This is a genomic window from Streptomyces durmitorensis, assembly GCF_023498005.1.
Taxonomy (GTDB): domain Bacteria; phylum Actinomycetota; class Actinomycetes; order Streptomycetales; family Streptomycetaceae; genus Streptomyces; species Streptomyces durmitorensis.
This window is the reverse complement of the sequence record NZ_CP097289.1, coordinates 1,562,952-1,578,527: the sequence shown is the minus strand read 5'-3', so window position 1 is coordinate 1,578,527 and position 15,576 is coordinate 1,562,952. Positions and strand designations below refer to the sequence as shown.

The window sequence follows — 15,576 nt, the reverse complement described above, 5'->3', positions numbered from 1 at the left end:
CGCGTCTTCACATGAAGGAGATTCCGATGAAGACCTTGCAGAACCTGACCGGCGGCGTCTGGGGGGATTCCTTCGAGGACACGCTGCTCGACGTCGTCAACCCCGCGACCGAGGACGTCATCGCCCGCCTGCCCGGCGGCTGTCGGGCCGACGTGGACCGGGCCGTGGCCGCCGCGGTGAAGGCGCAGCCCGCGTGGGCTGCCCTGCCCGTGACCGAACGCGTCGCACACATCTCGGCGTGGGCCGACACCGTCGCCGAGTACGCGGACGAACTCGCCGACCTGGAGTGCCGGGAGATGGGCAAGCCGGTCGGCGTCGGCCGTACATTCATCGACGGGGCGGTTGTCGGCCTCAAAGCGTCCGCGGCCCAGGCGCTGTCGTACGGCTTCGAGGAGAACATCAGCCATCCCGACGGCAGCGCCACGAAGCTCCTGCGCCATCCGCTGGGGGCCACCGCGGTGATCACGCCGTGGAACTTCCCCGTCGCCATGGTGCTCGGTGCGCTCGGCCCGATGCTGGCCGCCGGCAACACCGTCGTCGTCAAACCCTCCGAACGATCGCCGTTGTCGGCCGTGCGGCTCTTCGAACTGCTCGACCTGCCGCCCGGCGTGGTCAACCTCGTGCTCGGCGACGCGTGTGCCGGAGCGCCGCTGGCCGAGCACGCGGACATCCAACTCGTGCACTTCACCGGATCCGTCGGGGCCGGCCGGAAGGTCGGCGCGGGAACCGGCAAGCTGCTGCACCGCGCCGTCCTCGAACTCGGCGGCAAGGACCCCGTCGTCGTCGACGCCGGCGTCGACCCCGGCGCGACAGCGAAAGCAGTGGCGTTCGGTGCCTTCATCAACACCGGGCAGATCTGTACGTCCATGGAGCGCATATACGTGCACCAGGACATCGCCGCGGAGTTCGTCGAAGCCCTGGTGGAGGCGGCGGGGACGTACACCGTCGGCGACGGTCACGACGAGGGCGTCATGATGGGACCCCTGGTCGACGAGCGGCAGCGCGACACGGTCCGCAGGCATGTCGCCGAGGCCGTCGAGCGCGGTGCGACGGTCCGTGCGGGGGGAGTCGAACCGGACAGCAAGGGCTTCTTCTACCCGGCCACGGTGCTGACCGGCGTCGACGACTCGATGCTGGTGATGACCGAGGAGACCTTCGGACCGCTCGCCCCTGTCGTGGTCGTCTCCTCCTTCGAGGAAGGGCTGGAGCGTGCAGCCCGGTCCCGCTTCGGCCTCGCGGCCACCGTCTACACCCGCGACCCCGACCATGTGGCCGCAGCCACCCGGATCCCCGCGGGCGTCGTCTGGATCAATCAGTGGCAGGGCGGCGGCCCCGAACGCCTCTACGAACCGGCCGGCGACAGCGGCATGGGCGCCACCGGTGCGAGAGCGGCCTACGACGCCGCCACCCGCCCGGCCTCCGTCCACATCGCCGCCAGGACCGCGTCGTGAAAGCCGCGCCGATGGACCCCAAGCCCCTCATTCGGAAGCGGATCCGGGCTGCGGAGCGCGACCTGGTGGACCTCTCCCATCGCATCCACGCCCATCCGGAACTGGCCTTCGAAGAGGTCCGTGCCAGCGCCTGGGTCGCCCAGCACCTGAGCGCGGCCGGCTTCGACGTCGAGCACGGCTGCTACGGCATGCCCACCGCGGTCCGCGCCACTGTGGGATCCGGGCGCCTGCACCTCGCCATCTGCGCGGAGTACGACGCGCTGCCGGAGATCGGCCATGCCTGCGGGCACAACATCATCGCCGCGGCCGCGGTGGGCGCCGGACTGGGTCTTGCCGGAATCGCCGAGGACCTCGGACTGACGGTCACCGTGCTCGGGACACCGGCCGAGGAAGGTGGCGGCGGCAAGATCCTGATGCTCGAACGCGGAGCCTTCGACGGACTGGATGCCGCCATGATGGTGCACCCCGCAGCCGCCGAGATGGATGCCATGCCCGGCACCGCGGTCTCCCAGTTCGACATTCGCTATCGCGGCACGCCCGCGCACGCGGGCGCCTACCCCGAGCGCGGAGTCAACGCCGCCGACGCCATGACCGTCGCCCAGGTGGCCATCGGACTGCTGCGTCAGCAGACCACGGGCGCGGACCGCATCCAAGGCATCGTCACCGAAGCAGGCAGCGCGGCGAACGTCATCCCTGATACCAGCCGCGGCCGCTGGATCGTCCGCTCGGACACCCTGGCGGCGCTCGCCCCCCTCAAAGCCCGTGTGGCGCGCTGTTTCGAGGCCGGTGCGCTGGCCACGGGGTGCGAACTGACCGTGAGCCCCGTCGGCCCCGACTACGCCGACCTGCGCCCCGACCCCGCGATGCTGGCTCTGTACCGGGCCAACGCCGAGGCCCTGGGCCGCACTTTCCTGGACCTGCCCGGTGGCGCCGTCGTCGGAGCCGCCACCGACATGGGCAACGTCTCCCACGCCGTACGCACGATCCATCCCATGCTCGGCCTCGACTGCGTGCCCGCGGTCAACCACCAGCGCGAGTTCACGGCCGCGTGCATCACACCGGCCGCCGACCGCGCAGTCCTCGACGGCGCCATCGCGATGGCTTGGACCGCGGCCGACCTCGCCGCAATGTCCGACCGCGCGTCGTGACCACCCACCCGATCATTTCTAGTCGGGCGTCTCGTCGCGCGCACTTCTCTGGGCGAGGCGCTGGAATTGCCCTTCGTGTATGTCGTTCACCCACTCCCAGCCGGGCTTGACCGATGGGCCGATCCGTGGGTCGTTCGGAACATGGGCGTCACGCAGGGCGTCCACGTACGCGCGATCCTGCTTGATCCTTGCGCGTACCTGATCAGCTATACCGACGGACCCGTGACCGGGAATGAGGACATCGACGTCGTCCGCCACGGCCTCGAGCAGACGCAGTCCGACGAGGTAGTCCTCCATCGGGTCGGCAGTGTCGTCGAGCATCGGAATGAAGAGATCGGAGAGCATGTCGCCGGCGACGAGAACCCTGCGTTCTTCGATCAAAAGCGCCGCGTGGCCCGGGGCATGCGCCGGATGCTCAATAATCCGGACCTTGGGGCCATCCCATGGAATATGCGCAGTTTCAGCTGGCAGACCCGTAATGAGGCCGAACAGGTCCAGCGGTGTTTCCTCGGCGATTTCCGGCGGTAATCCATCGGTGACGCGGGCCCTCCAGTCCGCGTTCGACAGCAGATCCTGCATGTAGGACGCGCAGCGCGCTGTACCGTAACGAGGGGCTTTGCCAAGGTCGGCATGCCAGAGGACGTGATCCCAATCAGGATGCGTCGAGAATCCTGCGATGACGGGCTGGCTCAACTCACGAAGGTCGTTCGCCAGGCAGGACATTTCATCGCCTGTTATCCCGGCGTCTATGAGTAACACGCCGCCCCTGCCCTGCACGACAACAGTGTTGTTCTGGAGTAACTCGCTCTGGTGGATCAGTACACCTTCCGCGACCTGCTTCAGCATGGGGCTCCTCCGTTTGTGCTCTGCAGCCGCGCCTCGACCGGCGCCGGGTCGCCTCTCCTGCTCAAGATCGAACCCCCAGCCACGGTTTACCGCGAAATACCTGCCAGAAAGTCTGACGCACGCCACTCTCGACGGCAATGGCGAACCGGACGCCGGCCACGCAGGGTCGCGAAGCCTGCCGCCGCGCGTTGATGTGCTTCGGCTCGTTCCTTGAGTCCGAGTTGCGAAAGGAATCGCCACCTGCGGTGCGGCAGCTGATGTTCTCGTGCTCTCTCGCCGCATCCCCAACGTGCGCGGCACACTTACGAGTGGCTGCGGGCCGTGGACAAGGACGGCCGCGTCGCGGCCGTCCTTGCGGGGCTTCATGTCGAGGCCGCTGTGGGTGTGAGGCTTACCGGTTGTCTGTCTCGTCGTCCCAAGGGCGCCAGTGGCCGGTGTCGTCGACGGTGCCGAGTTGCTGGTCGGCGAAGTGCACGCCGAAGCCGAAGACGTCGCTCTTGGCCAGGAATTCCACGAGTCGGCGACGTGAGTGCTCGGCCTGGGCGCGGTCGTGGTCGAGGACGACTTCCCAGTCGGGATGCTCGATCTGGACGGGAGAGTGCATGGCGTCGCCGAAGGCCACGATCCGGCGGCCGTCACCGGTGTCAAGGATCCAGGCTGTGTGCCCGGTGGTGTGACCGGGCAGCGCCCAGGCACGTACTCCCTCCGCGATCTCTGTACCGTCGGCGACAGCTGTGGTCCGTTCGCTCTGTCCGGCGAGCCGTGGGCCGGAGGCGGGGTTCAGTCCCTGCAGTTCTCCTTCCCCGACGACCCAGCGCGCGTTGGGGAACAGGCTGCGCGGGTCGTCGACGGCGTCCGGCCGGGCCCATCCCGTGTGGTCGTCGTGCAGGTGGGTGAAGGCGACCGTCTCCAGAGCGGCCGGATCGACGCCCAGGCGTTGAAGGTGATCGGGCAGGGTCTGTACGTGGTCGAAGCCGTGTTGGAAGTGTTCGGGGTCCTCACCCGAGATGCGGCCGTGGCCGGCGTCCAGGAGCAGGCGCTTCCCGCGACGCTCGACGAGCAGCGCGCCGCATCCCATGGCCAGGTGGCCCGCGTCCGTCATGTGGGGACCGTGGTCCGTCCAGTCCTCGTCGGCGGAGGCGGGATAGACCCGGGTGGGGATCATGTGGACGCCGGCGTCGGGGACGTAGGTGAGGGTGAGGTCGCCCAGGGTCCGTGTCCACAGGCGGGGCAGGCGGCCCCCCGAATCGTCGGTGGGAGCGTGCTGCGGGTGGGCGGTGGTGGTCTGCTCGCCGGTGGGCGTGGTGGGCGTGGTGGGCATGGTGGGTTCCTTTCCTTGTTCGTGTGTGGGGGTGGTGGTGCGTGGTCCGCTCATGGCGTGAGCAGGCGGACCGGTTCGTCTGCGGCGTAGGCGAGGATGTCGCCGAGTGCGTCGCGGTAGAAGATCTCGTAGGCGTCGGCGGTGACGTAGCCCAGGTGTGGGGTGAGGACGGTCCGTGGAGCGCCGCGCCATGGTGAATCGGTGGGCAGTGGCTCGGTGAAGTGGACGTCCAGGGCAGCGCCGCCCACCGTTCCGGCGTGCAGCGCTGCCAGCAGTGCCTGCTCGTCGACGACGGGTGCCCGGGAGGTGTTGATCAGCAGCGCGTCCGGCCGCATGAGGGCGAGTTCGTCGATACCGATGAGGCCGACGGTGCGTGGGGAGAGTCGGACGTGGAGCGTCACCACGTCCGAGGTGGTCAGCAGTTCCCGTTTGCTGACGGGGGTGACGTCCAGTGCTTTCGCGTGCTCGGGATCGAGGTGCGTGCTCCAGGCGACGACGTCCATGCCGAAGGCGACCCCGACCTGGGCCACGCGACTGCCCACGCCGCCAAGGCCGATGACGCCCAGGCGGGCGCCGTGCAGGTCGCGACCCACGGTCTGCTGCCAAGCGCCCTCGCGCAAGTTGCGGTCCTCGGCGGGGAGTGAGCGGGTCAGGGCGTGCAGGAGTCCCCATGTCAGCTCGGCCGTCGAGGTCAGGCCCGCGGCGCGGGTACCGGACACCACGATTCCGCGCCGCGCGGCCGCGGCCGTGTCGATGGCCGCGTTGGCGGGGCCGGTCGTCACCAGCAGGCGCAGGTTGGGCAGCCTGTCGAGCACTTCGGCGGGGAAGGGAGTCCGCTCGCGCATGGCCACGACCACGTCGAATGGCTGCAGCGCGGCTGTCACCTCCTCGGGGCCGTCCAAGTGCGCGGAGAAGTAGGTGAGTTGGGTGCCTTCGGGCAGGGAGTCCCAGGCGGCGTAGCGGTGTGCCGTGCGCTGGTAGTCGTCCAGGATCGCCACTCGGCGGATCTCAGGCATGAGCGGTCTCCTCGGCGTCTGCGTCGGCGTCGGCGAGTGCGTGGGTGCGGTTCGCCCTCGCGCCAGATGCGCGGGTGCGGTTCGCGCTCGCGCCAGAGGTGCGGGGCGTGTGGACGTTTTCGTCCGCCGGCGGGCCGGCGACCGGGTCCGCGGGGCTCGGGCGGAGCAGTTCCAGGGACCAGATCGCGAGGCCGATCAGTGCGATCACCGCTCCGAGCGCGGAGACCCCTGCCCAGCCAACGAGCGGATACAGCGCGGCTGTCAGGGCGGAAGCGACGGTGCTGCCGGCGAAGGCGGAGACCATGAGCGCTGTGGTGACCCGGCTGCGTGCGTGCGGGATGCGGCGGTACAGGACGCTCTGGTGGCTGATCAGCAGTGCCTGCTGTGCCAGGTTGAGTGCCACGATGCCGGCCATCAGCGCGCTCAGACCGAGCGGGCCTCCTCGATCGGCGAAGACGAGCACGCCCCAGCTGCCCGTCAGTACGATCAGCCCGCCTGTTGTCACCTGGCGGGCGCGACCGCGGTCCGCAAGGCGGCCGGCCACCGACGCGGCCGCGGCCCCGACGACGCCGACCAGGCCGAACAGGCCGATGACCGCCGGTCCGTACCCGTAGGCGGGGCCGGCCAGGAGGAACGACGAGGCGGTCCACAGGACCGTGAAGCCGCCCATGCCGACCGCGGCCAGAGCCATGCGCCTGCGCAGCAGCGACTCGGTGCGCACCAGAGTCACCACCGAGTGCAGCAGCCGGGGGTAGGGCGTCTTCGCGGCCGGCGGTACGAGAGGCAGGACCAGGCGCAGGGTGATCGCAAGGACCACCATGACGCCCGCCGCGAAGACGAACACCAGCCGCCAGTCCCCGAATTCGGCCAGCACCCCGGCAACCGTTCGCGCGAGCATGATGCCGATGAGCAGGCCGCTCATGACCGTTCCCACCACTGCGCCGCGTTCGTGGTCGGCGGCCAGAGAGGCGGCCATCGGCACCACGATCTGCGCCACGGCGGAGGCCACCCCGACCAGCGCGACCGAGGCGTACAGCGCCCCCAGCGAGGGGGAGGCCGCCGCACCGAGGAGAGCGACAGCGCTCAGGGCGAGCAGCCCGCTCACAAGACGGCGCCGCTCCAGTACGTCACCCAGGGGCACCAGAAGTGCCAGCGAGAGCGCGTAGCCGATCTGCGAAGAGGTGACGATCAGGCCTCCGGCCCCTTCGGAGACCCCCAGCGCCTTGGAGACGACGGGCAGCAACGGCTGGGCGTAATAGATGTTCGCGACCGCCGCGCCACACGTCACCGCCAGCAACAGGACCATCGCGCGGCTCAGCGGGGAGCGGGCGTCTGCGACGTCCTTTCTGAATTCTGGATCGTTCATGCCGGAATGTTCGCCCTGGGGGGACGTGCTGGTCAAGGAGTTTTAGATCGATTGATCCAAAAGTGATCAGAGTCACTGCGGGCCTGTCGCTGCGGGCCGTCGCCGCTCGGAAACTCCGACACTTGGCGTTTTGTGGAGCGGTTGGTCCAATATGGGAGGCAGCGGAGCGCTCCCCATGCCGGAGCCGCTCGTCTCGTGACGCAGGAGGTCCCTATGCCGTCAGCCGGCCGTCCCCGCGCCTTCGACATGGAGGCCGTACTGGAGGCCGCGATGCTGCTGTTCTGGGAGCAGGGCTACGAAGCGACATCGCTGGCACAGCTGCGAGCTGCCACCGGGCTGTCCTCCGCGAGCCTGTACGGCGCCTTCGGATCGAAGGAAGGGCTGTTCAAGCAGGTCGTCGAGCACTACATGGAGGGGCCGGGCGGTGCTGTCGACGTCATCGAGGACGAGACGATCAGCCCGCGAGAGGCCGTGGCCGGCCTGCTGCACCGCTCGATCGACATGCAGGCCGACGCGTCCCACCCCACCGGCTGTCTCATCGCCCTGTCCGGCACGATGCGGGCGCCGGGAGAGGAGTACGCCGGAGTGCGCGCGGCCGTCGCGGCACGGCGTGAAGCCGACCGGGTGCGCATCAGGGCCTGCGTGGAGCGAGGCGTCGCCGCGGGCGAACTCGATGCCGACGTCGACGTCGACGGGGTGACCGCCATGATTCACAGCTTTCTCCTCGGCCTCTCCACGCAGCTGCGCGACGGAGTGGCCGCAGCCACTCTGCACACGGCGGTCGAGGCCCTGCTGCTCAACTGGCGCCGCGCATAGGGAACTACTGGCGCCGCGCAGAGAGAACTAGTGGGAGAAGTAGGCGGCCTGCGGCTCCCCTCGGTCGCGGTCGGCCGCACGCCACGGGCCCCCGGACGCCTGAAGACGGGACTCCGGCACCCACGCATGCGTGTTCCGGAGGGCCCCTACCAAAACGACGCCGGGTGCGGATGGGAGCGGAGACATCCACCGGCGACAGCGGAGCCGCCAGGTCAGCAGACGCTGTCCGTCGGCTTCGGGTTGCCCAGGCCGAACAGCGGGCGCAGGCGCAGGCCCGCCCAGGTGCCGAGGATGGCCACGGCTGCCCAGATCCAGCCGTGGAGGGAACCGGAGGCGATGCCGGCCAGGTAGGCGCCGATGTTGCAGCCGCCGGCGAGGCGGGCGCCGACGCCCATCAGGATGCCGCCGATGACGGCGGCGAGCGCTGTGCGGGCGGGGATGTTGCGGTGCAGCTGCCACACGCCGCCGGCGGCCGCCGCGACGGCCGCGCCGACCATGATGCCGATGTCGGTGAGGCTGTTCTTGTCGGCAAGCACCGGCCCCGACAACTGGGCCGCGCTGCCGGGCTGTTGCCAGAACGCCCAGGTCTCCGGCGTGCCGCCGAGTGCGTCCACGACCTTCGAGCCCCACAGGGCGAACGCGCTGGTGACGCCCCAGGCGCCGCCCGAGACGAGCAGTACGCCGGCGCCGAGCACCGCCAGCGCCACGGCCCCCGCTGCCAGCGGCCACGAGCCCCTGACCGCACGGCGGAGGGCGCCGCGCGCCGACGGCGGGGTGCCGATCGGAGGGGGGTTGCGGCGGGCCTGTACGGTGCGGGCGATGAACCAGATCGCGGCGAGCGCCGCGATCGTCACTGCCCAGGAGCCGAACCAGCCGACGTGGTCGGACAGTACGTACGGGTCGAGCGCCGGCAGGTCGTTCCAGAGGCCGAACTGCCAGGCGGCGAGGGTGGAGCCGGTGATGAAGCCCAGGAGGGTGAGCACGATGGTGCCCTGGCCGGAGCCGACGGCAAAGAGGGTCCCGGAGGCGCAGGCGCCGCCGAGCTGCATGCCGATGGCGAAGAGGAAGGCGCCGATGAGCAGCGCCACCCCGATCGGCCCGGCGCTGGGGGCGGGCACGGAACCGAACAGGCCGCTGCCGGTGCCGATGATCAGGGCGAAGAGCGTCGCGGTGGTGCCGAGCAGCAGGGTGTGGGCACGCAGCCCGGTGCCGTTGCCGACTGCCACCAGCTGCCGCCAGGCGGAGGTGAACCCGAACCGGGAGTGGAACAGGGCGAACCCGAGTCCGATGCCGAGCAGCAGCAGGACGCCAGGCTTGGCCCCGTGCTCCGCGAAGACGTAGCCGGCGAGCGCGACACCGATGGCGCCGGCGACCGCAAGCGGCACCCGCCGGACCGGCGGCGAGGCCTCGGCCGGAGGGGCGGAGGCGGAGGTGGGGGCAGGGGAGAGCAGGGCGGCCCGGGGCGGCGCCCCGGCATCGGGAGCGGTGGTCAAGAGGGTCTCCGGGAACGGGAGGGGTGGGCCGGACAGGCGGTGGTCGCGTGAGCGCCGAGAGGTGACAGCTGGGCGCTGGGCGCTGAGAGCGGAGAGCTGGGCGCTGAGCGAGGCGTCAGCGGCGACAGAGCGCGTCGTCGACGCTCCACGGCGTGGCCGCGAAGAGCGCGAGAGCGAGCTGACGAGCGGGTCCGAACATGCGCTCCACCTTAGGCATCCCGCAAAGATCCCGGAACGCCGTCTCACATAGAGAGAGCTGCCATGCCGGGCGAACTGCGGGGAATCAATGTGGACGACGAAGGCCAGCTCGCTCGGCGACGCCACCGGCCGCTGGGCCCTGCGGCCCGGTGGCCCTGCGGCACGGACCTCCGCCACCCGTGCCGAGCGCCGCCGCACCGGATCCTCCCGACCAGCCTCCCCCCCCCGGCCCCCGCGAGCCACAATCACGTCACTACCGCCGCGACTTGACTGCGGCCTCAGAACGCGGAGTTGGCGAACCAGTGTGTCAGGAGGCCCTCGTCCCCCTCGTGCGAGAGGACCGCATCGTCGTGGTGCAGGCGGCCGTAGACCAGTAGCAGCAGGTCGCGGGCGGCTCCCCGGACCGTCGCGTCAGCGGTAGCTGCCTCCGCGTCGGCCGTGGCGAGCGCGAAGCCGTCGGAGCGCAGGTGGACCAGCCAGTCGCCGTCGCCGTTGCCGTTGCCGTCGCCGTCGCCATCGGTGGCGCGGAAGCGGATGGTCCTGTCGGGGGCGCGCAGGTTGACGACATGGGGGGCGAAGAAGGCGGCGAAGGGCAGGTTGACGAGGAATTCGTCGATGCCGTCGACCGCGACCGCTCGGTCGATCGCGGGCCGCAGGCCGAGCGCCAGTTCGGCGTCGGCCCGGTGCAGCAAGGTCTCGAAGAGCATCCGGCGCGCCCAGAACCGGGCGTGCTGGTCGGCTCCCCACGCCCACATCGGCAGGTTGGGGCCGGTGGCCGCGAAGGCGTCCGCGGCCACCGTCGCGCTCTCGGCCAGCCAGTCGGCGTATCCGTCCTCCTGGTCCGGAAGGTGCAGGTCCACCTCGCGGCTCCGCGGGGGTTCCTGGATGCGCGCCCGGAGCAGAGCGGCGAACCAGCGCTGGACGCTGCCGGTGTGCTTGATCAGGTCGGCCAGTGTCCAGCCGGGGCAGCCGGGCACGGGGGTCGCCAGGTCGGCGTCCCTGACCACCGTGACGAAGCGCGCCGTCTCCGCCGCGACCGTCGCGCGGTGGTCGACGACCGTCGCTCGACGGTCGACGCGTGCCGGGGTGTGGTCGACGTTGTCCGAAGTCTTCATCGAGGTATGCCTTTCCGAGGGGTGGCGGTTCCGCCGAGCGCGGCGGGCACTCCAGCAGCCGGTCCGATCAGACGAGTTCGGCGGCAGGCTGCGATCCCGCGGGCTCCGCGGGCTCCGCCGACTCCGCTGCCGCGACCTTGCGCACCGCGGATGCGCGGGGCGCGTGTGCCGCCTTGAGCCCGATGAGGGCGACGACCACGACCAGGGCGAAGGCCGCTCCGGCGATGGCGAAGCTCAGCGTGAACTGGCTCTCCTGGGGCAGCGCGGGCATGCCGTCGGGCAGCTCGATGGTCTTCGACGCGAGAAGCGTGGTGATCATGGCGCTCGCGACGGCGCTGCCCACCGAGCGGGAGATGGAGTTGATTCCGTTGGCGATTCCGGTCTGGTGGGCCGGGACGGAGGCGACGATCAGCGCCGGCATGGAGGCGTAGCCGAAGCTGATCGCGAGGCCGATGATCATGCCCGCGCCGATCACCGAGGCGCTGGTGCCGTGCGCGGCGGTCAGCCAGGCGAAGCCGAGCACACCGAAGGCGGCGCCGATGGCCAGCGTGGAGCGGGCGCCGATCCGGCGCACGAGCAGCCCTCCGACCTGGGCACCCACGAGGGAGACGAGCGTGGTCGGCAGCAGGTAGACGACGGCGGCGGCGAGCACCGAGGCACCGAATCCGTACCCCGCGACACTCTCGGGCATCTGCACGAGGTACGAGACGCCGATGAACTGGGCGAACATCGCGAACCCGAGGAGCAGCCCGGCCAGGTTGGTGAAGAGGACGGGCCGGTGGGCGAACATCCGCATGTCCACCATCGGCTCCTTGACCCGGCGCTCGACCGCGACCCACACGCCCGCCATGACGATCGCTCCGGCGAAGGCGCCGATCGTCCGGCCTGACGTCCAGCCCCACTCGTGGCCCTGCGAGATGGGCAGCAGGAGCAGCACGAGCAGCATCGCGAGGGACAGGGCGCCCAGCCAGTCGGTCCGCCCTCCGGTTTTCGCCCGGGAGGCGGGCACGGCGAACAGCACTCCGGCAAGGGCCACGACGGCGAGTACCACCGCGAGCCAGAAGACCCGGTGGTAGTCCGGGGCGGCGCCCTGGGTGAGGAGTCCGGCACCGACCAGCGCGAGCCCGCTGCCGAAGGCGAGCGTGCCGCTGACCAGGGCCATGGCTCCGGGCAGCTTGGCCGGCTTGATCTCCTCCCGCAGGACGGAGAGGGCGAGCGGGAAGATCGCGGTCGCGGCGCCCTGCATGATGCGGCCGATGATCAGCCACGTCAGTGAGCTGGTGGTGGCGGCGAGCACCGAGCCCGCGATCATCACGAGCAGGACGCCGACGAGGGTGGGCTTCTTGCCGTGCTGGTCGCCGAAGCGGCCGAGCAGCGGGGTGAAGACGGCGGCCGACAACAGAGTGGCGGTGGTCACCCAACTGACGTTCGCGGTGGTGGCGTTCAGGTCGTCCTGGATGATGCCCAGCACCGGGACGACCAGGGTCTGCATCATCGAGACGACCATGGCGGCCAGACCGAGCGCCAGGACGAGCAGGGTCTGCCCGGAGGCCCGGGTGGGCGCGGCGCGGTGTGCGTGGGACACGGTGTTTCTCTCTCAGTTAACAGTTACTTGACAACCTTGATGCTTGAGATCCTCAAGCAATGAGTCGAAGGTAAACATCGATATTTGAGGTAGTCAACTTTCAGGGGGTAAAGTGACTCTCATGACAGGCACTCCCCGCACCGACACGGGCCGGCTCATGGAGCTGCTCTCGGTGTCGCTCGGCGCTTACTACGGCGACTTCACGCTCGCGGCGGCGAGCGAGAACCTCACGGCGAGCCAGGGCAAGGCACTGACCGTGCTGCGCCGTGGCCCCGCGGCGATGCGCTCCCTGGCCGACACCTTGACCTGCGACGCGTCGAACATGACCGGGATCATCGACCGGCTGGAGAAGCGCGGCCTGGTGCGCCGCGAACCCAGCCCCTCCGACCGACGCGTCAAGAACGTCGTTCTCACGGCCGAGGGCGAGCGCGTTACCGACGCGATCCGCGCCAGGATGAGCGCCACGCGGGAGGGCCTGGAGCGCCTCAGCGCCCAGGACCGGGACACGCTGCACAGCCTGCTGGAACGCGTCTTCGTCTCCCAGTGACGGAAACGTCGCAGGTAGGAGGCGCTCACGGACGGCCGTCGCGGGCGGCCGTCGCGCGGCCCTACTGCCTCGTATCCGGGAGCGGCCGGCACAGGACCGGGACGCGCTGCACGAGGTTGTTTCCGAAGCCCCCTCGGTTCCAGGGCTGCTCGAGGGGCTGGGCATGGCCGTCGGCGTCGGTCGCCCGGACGCTCAGGGTGTGGCGGCCGGCAGCCGCGGTCCAGGTGGTGTGCCAGGCCTGCCACCCCCAGCGGTGCGGGCCGCGGGGAGAGACCTCGGCGTCGGTCCACGTGCGGCCGTCATCGGCGCTGACCTCGACCCGGGTGACCGGCCCGTACCCGGACCAGGCGCGCCCCTCCAGCTCCACGGGCCCAGGGTGCACGACCCGTACGCGTGACATGAAGTCCGGGAAGCCGGGCGGGATCAGCAGGGCGCGCGGGGCGATCCGGGTGACGGGCTCGCCGGGGTCGTCGGGGGACTGCCGGAACCGGTACGCCACGGCCTGCTGGAAGCCGGTGAACGGCGTGTCGACCAGCTCGATGGCGCGGAGCCATTTGACGTGCGCCATGCCGTACCAGCCGGGGACCACGAGCCGCAGCGGGTAACCGTGTTGGGGCGGCAGCGGCCCGCCGTTCATCGCGTACGCGAGCAGCACGTCCGCGTCCACGGGGAGTGGCAGGCTGCGCCGGTAGTCCTGCTCGACGCCGCGCTCGACTCCGTGGTCCGCGCCCGTGAACACGGCTTCGACGGCGCCGTCGTCGACCCCCGCTCGGGCGAGCACCGTCCGCAGCGGCACGCCCGTCCAGTCGGCCGTACCCACCGCCTCCACCAGCCAGGGCTGGCTGACCGGGCGCGGGCTCAGCCGGGCGCGGCCGTTGCCCGCGCACTCCATCGTGACCCGGTGAGTGACGGCCGGCAGCGCCTGAAGTTCGGCGAGGCCCAGTTCCAGGGGGGTACGGACCCGCCCGCCCACGGTGAGCCGCCACGTGTCCGCGTCGACCGCGGGGATGTCGTAATGGGTCAGCAGATAGTGGAGGCCGGGCGGGGTGACGTCATGGCGCAGGGCCTCCAGCGGCAGGCCGTGATTGCGTGCCGCGAGCGCCAGCTCCTCCTCGCTGATGCCTTCACCGGCGGCGGCGACGCGTCCCGGCGTGCTGACCTCGCCGAGGGGGGTGCCGGATCCGTGCCTCCGTTCCATGCCTTCATGGTCGCCCGTGCGGGCCGGGCCCGCAGGGCAACCGGCTTTTTGCGGCGTTCAGGCTCCGGGAATCCAGTAGTTGTGCACGGAGAACGCTTCGGGCTGTCCTCCGGGACCGGACAGGCCGGCCGACTCGGCGATCGGCATCATCTTCTCGCCGAACGCCTGCATGTGCTGCTCGGACTCCCAGATGTCATAGATGTCCAGGCCGTCGCTGCTCGGGACACAGACGTGGGCGATGCAGCCGTCGAAGATCTCGGGCGTCTGCTGGAGCTTGGCGTTGAGGGAGTCGTACTGGTCAGTGGTGACACCCGGGAGGCAAGCGTGCATGAAGATCGCCATGGCGGCTGCTCCTTGTGTGAGGAGGGGAGTGCGATGAGGGTGTGCGGAGGGTCTGGAGAAGGGGTCGCTGCTCGGCGGCCGCTGTCCCATGGCCAGGACAGCACGCCCGTCCACCGATGGCACCCGCAAGCATTACGGCGAGCACGGCGGGCACGGCGGGCACGGCGGGCACGGCGGGCATGGCGGGCACGGGGATCCGGCCCTCGCCGATCAGCCGACGCCATTGCCATTGCCATTGCCATTGCCGTCGACGGAGGCGGCGAAGGCGGCGATGTCCCTCACCACGCGTTCCGGCCTGTCCCAGTGCACGACGTGACCCGCTCCCTCGTAGACGATCAGCCGGGAGCCGATGACGGTGTCGAGGATCGTCTGTTGTTCCTCGCGCGTCAGGATCGGGTCGCGGTCGCCCCAGACCGCCAGCGTGGGTACGAGGATCCCGGACAGCGTCGCCCGCAGATCGGTTTCGAGGAGGCCGCGCAGCGCCTCGCGCCACACGCGGGCGGGTGCCTTCAGATTCTCCTCGACGACGGTCTCCAGGAAGCCGCGAGCGAGGGGCTCGGCCGTCATGCCGAGCGCGAACCGTTCCACGAGGTCACGGTCCACCGGACCCTCCAACTCCCGTACGACATCCCATAGTTCGGCGGCACCCGGCTTGTCGGCGAGGGTGACCGGAACGCCCAGGAGCACGAGCCCGGCGACCCTGTCGGGATCGCGGCCCGCGACGATGCGCGCCTGCACCCCACCGCTCGAAGCCCCGACGAGCACGGCGCGCTCGATTCCCACGGTGTCCATGAAGGCGACGAGGTCGGCCGCGAAGTCCTCGGGGAGATAGCCGTCCGTGGGCTTGTCGGCGTCTCCGTGGCCTCGTTGCGTGGGCGCGTAGCCGTGCAGGGAGGAGGGCATGCGCCGCAGCAGCGGCTCGAACGCCCACCAGGAGTCGACGTAGCCGTGGACCAGGACGACCGGCGTTCCTGCGGGGTCGCCCACCTCGGCGTACGGCAGGACGAGCCCCGCGCGCAGCGTTGCCTCGTGCACGGCGACGGCGGACATGACGGCCCTCCTCACCTCTGCGTCCAGCGTAAGGAGAGGCGGGGCGTGGGGCAGGTCGAGGCTGCCGTGGCGGGAGGGGTGAGA

General features: G+C 70.6%; 14 protein-coding genes. 4 read left to right on the top strand and 10 right to left on the bottom strand.

From position 1 onward, the window contains the following. Positions 1-26 precede the first annotated feature (26 nt). Together M4V62_RS07325 and M4V62_RS07320 are read left to right on the top strand one after the other, a co-directional pair. A complete protein-coding gene (locus tag M4V62_RS07325) occupies positions 27-1,451 on the top strand; it encodes an aldehyde dehydrogenase family protein (RefSeq protein ID WP_249586414.1) in 1,425 nt (474 codons plus the stop codon). Next, positions 1,448-2,599 carry a M20 family metallopeptidase gene (locus M4V62_RS07320; protein ID WP_249586413.1) on the top strand — a complete coding sequence of 384 codons (1,152 nt, stop codon included), beginning with the start codon at positions 1,448-1,450 and terminating at the stop codon, positions 2,597-2,599. Before M4V62_RS07325 ends, M4V62_RS07320 begins: the two co-directional genes overlap by 4 nt. Positions 2,600-2,617: 18 nt before the next feature. Here the strand turns inward: M4V62_RS07320 and M4V62_RS07315 are convergent, their stop codons facing one another. The 4 genes from M4V62_RS07315 to M4V62_RS07300 form a co-directional block, all read right to left on the bottom strand. After that, positions 2,618-3,445 carry an MBL fold metallo-hydrolase gene (locus tag M4V62_RS07315; protein ID WP_249586412.1) on the bottom strand — a complete coding sequence of 276 codons (828 nt, stop codon included), beginning with the start codon at positions 3,443-3,445 and terminating at the stop codon, positions 2,618-2,620. Between the two features lie 391 nt (positions 3,446-3,836). Next, the gene (locus tag M4V62_RS07310; protein ID WP_249586411.1) at positions 3,837-4,766 is read right to left on the bottom strand and encodes an MBL fold metallo-hydrolase; all 930 of its coding nucleotides are present in this window, start codon (positions 4,764-4,766) and stop codon (positions 3,837-3,839) included. Between the two features lie 50 nt (positions 4,767-4,816). Further along, entirely contained in the window at positions 4,817-5,782 is a 966-nt protein-coding gene (locus M4V62_RS07305) for a D-2-hydroxyacid dehydrogenase family protein (protein ID WP_249586410.1), read from the bottom strand. Further along, positions 5,775-7,148, bottom strand: coding sequence for an MFS transporter (locus tag M4V62_RS07300; RefSeq protein ID WP_249586409.1), 1,374 nt, complete (start codon positions 7,146-7,148; stop codon positions 5,775-5,777). Before M4V62_RS07300 ends, M4V62_RS07305 begins: the two co-directional genes overlap by 8 nt. A 213-nt stretch (positions 7,149-7,361) precedes the next feature. Here M4V62_RS07300 and M4V62_RS07295 point away from each other — a divergent pair, with 213 nt between their 5' ends. Then, on the top strand, positions 7,362-7,964 hold the full coding sequence (locus tag M4V62_RS07295) for a TetR/AcrR family transcriptional regulator (protein WP_249586408.1): 603 nt from the start codon (positions 7,362-7,364) through the stop codon (positions 7,962-7,964). A gap of 212 nt (positions 7,965-8,176) precedes the next feature. Here the strand turns inward: M4V62_RS07295 and M4V62_RS07290 are convergent, their stop codons facing one another. From M4V62_RS07290 to M4V62_RS07280, 3 genes are all read right to left on the bottom strand, one after another. Further along, positions 8,177-9,457 (bottom strand): YeeE/YedE family protein, encoded by a 1,281-nt coding sequence (locus M4V62_RS07290; RefSeq protein WP_249586407.1) that lies wholly within the window; start codon positions 9,455-9,457, stop codon positions 8,177-8,179. Between the two features lie 476 nt (positions 9,458-9,933). Continuing rightward, a complete protein-coding gene (locus M4V62_RS07285) occupies positions 9,934-10,770 on the bottom strand; it encodes a maleylpyruvate isomerase family mycothiol-dependent enzyme (protein ID WP_249586406.1) in 837 nt (278 codons plus the stop codon). A 67-nt stretch (positions 10,771-10,837) separates the two neighbouring features. After that, positions 10,838-12,355 carry an MFS transporter gene (locus M4V62_RS07280; protein WP_249586405.1) on the bottom strand — a complete coding sequence of 506 codons (1,518 nt, stop codon included), beginning with the start codon at positions 12,353-12,355 and terminating at the stop codon, positions 10,838-10,840. A gap of 121 nt (positions 12,356-12,476) precedes the next feature. Here M4V62_RS07280 and M4V62_RS07275 point away from each other — a divergent pair, with 121 nt between their 5' ends. Continuing rightward, positions 12,477-12,902 carry a MarR family winged helix-turn-helix transcriptional regulator gene (locus M4V62_RS07275; protein ID WP_249586404.1) on the top strand — a complete coding sequence of 142 codons (426 nt, stop codon included), beginning with the start codon at positions 12,477-12,479 and terminating at the stop codon, positions 12,900-12,902. Between the two features lie 61 nt (positions 12,903-12,963). Here the strand turns inward: M4V62_RS07275 and M4V62_RS07270 are convergent, their stop codons facing one another. The 3 genes from M4V62_RS07270 to M4V62_RS07260 form a co-directional block, all read right to left on the bottom strand. Further along, a complete protein-coding gene (locus M4V62_RS07270; RefSeq protein ID WP_249586403.1) occupies positions 12,964-14,100 on the bottom strand; it encodes a sulfite oxidase in 1,137 nt (378 codons plus the stop codon). 57 nt (positions 14,101-14,157) lie between these two features. Next, the gene (locus M4V62_RS07265) at positions 14,158-14,442 is read right to left on the bottom strand and encodes a hypothetical protein (protein ID WP_249586402.1); all 285 of its coding nucleotides are present in this window, start codon (positions 14,440-14,442) and stop codon (positions 14,158-14,160) included. Between the two features lie 210 nt (positions 14,443-14,652). After that, positions 14,653-15,492 carry an alpha/beta fold hydrolase gene (locus M4V62_RS07260; RefSeq protein WP_249586401.1) on the bottom strand — a complete coding sequence of 280 codons (840 nt, stop codon included), beginning with the start codon at positions 15,490-15,492 and terminating at the stop codon, positions 14,653-14,655. Positions 15,493-15,576: the final 84 nt, after the last annotated feature.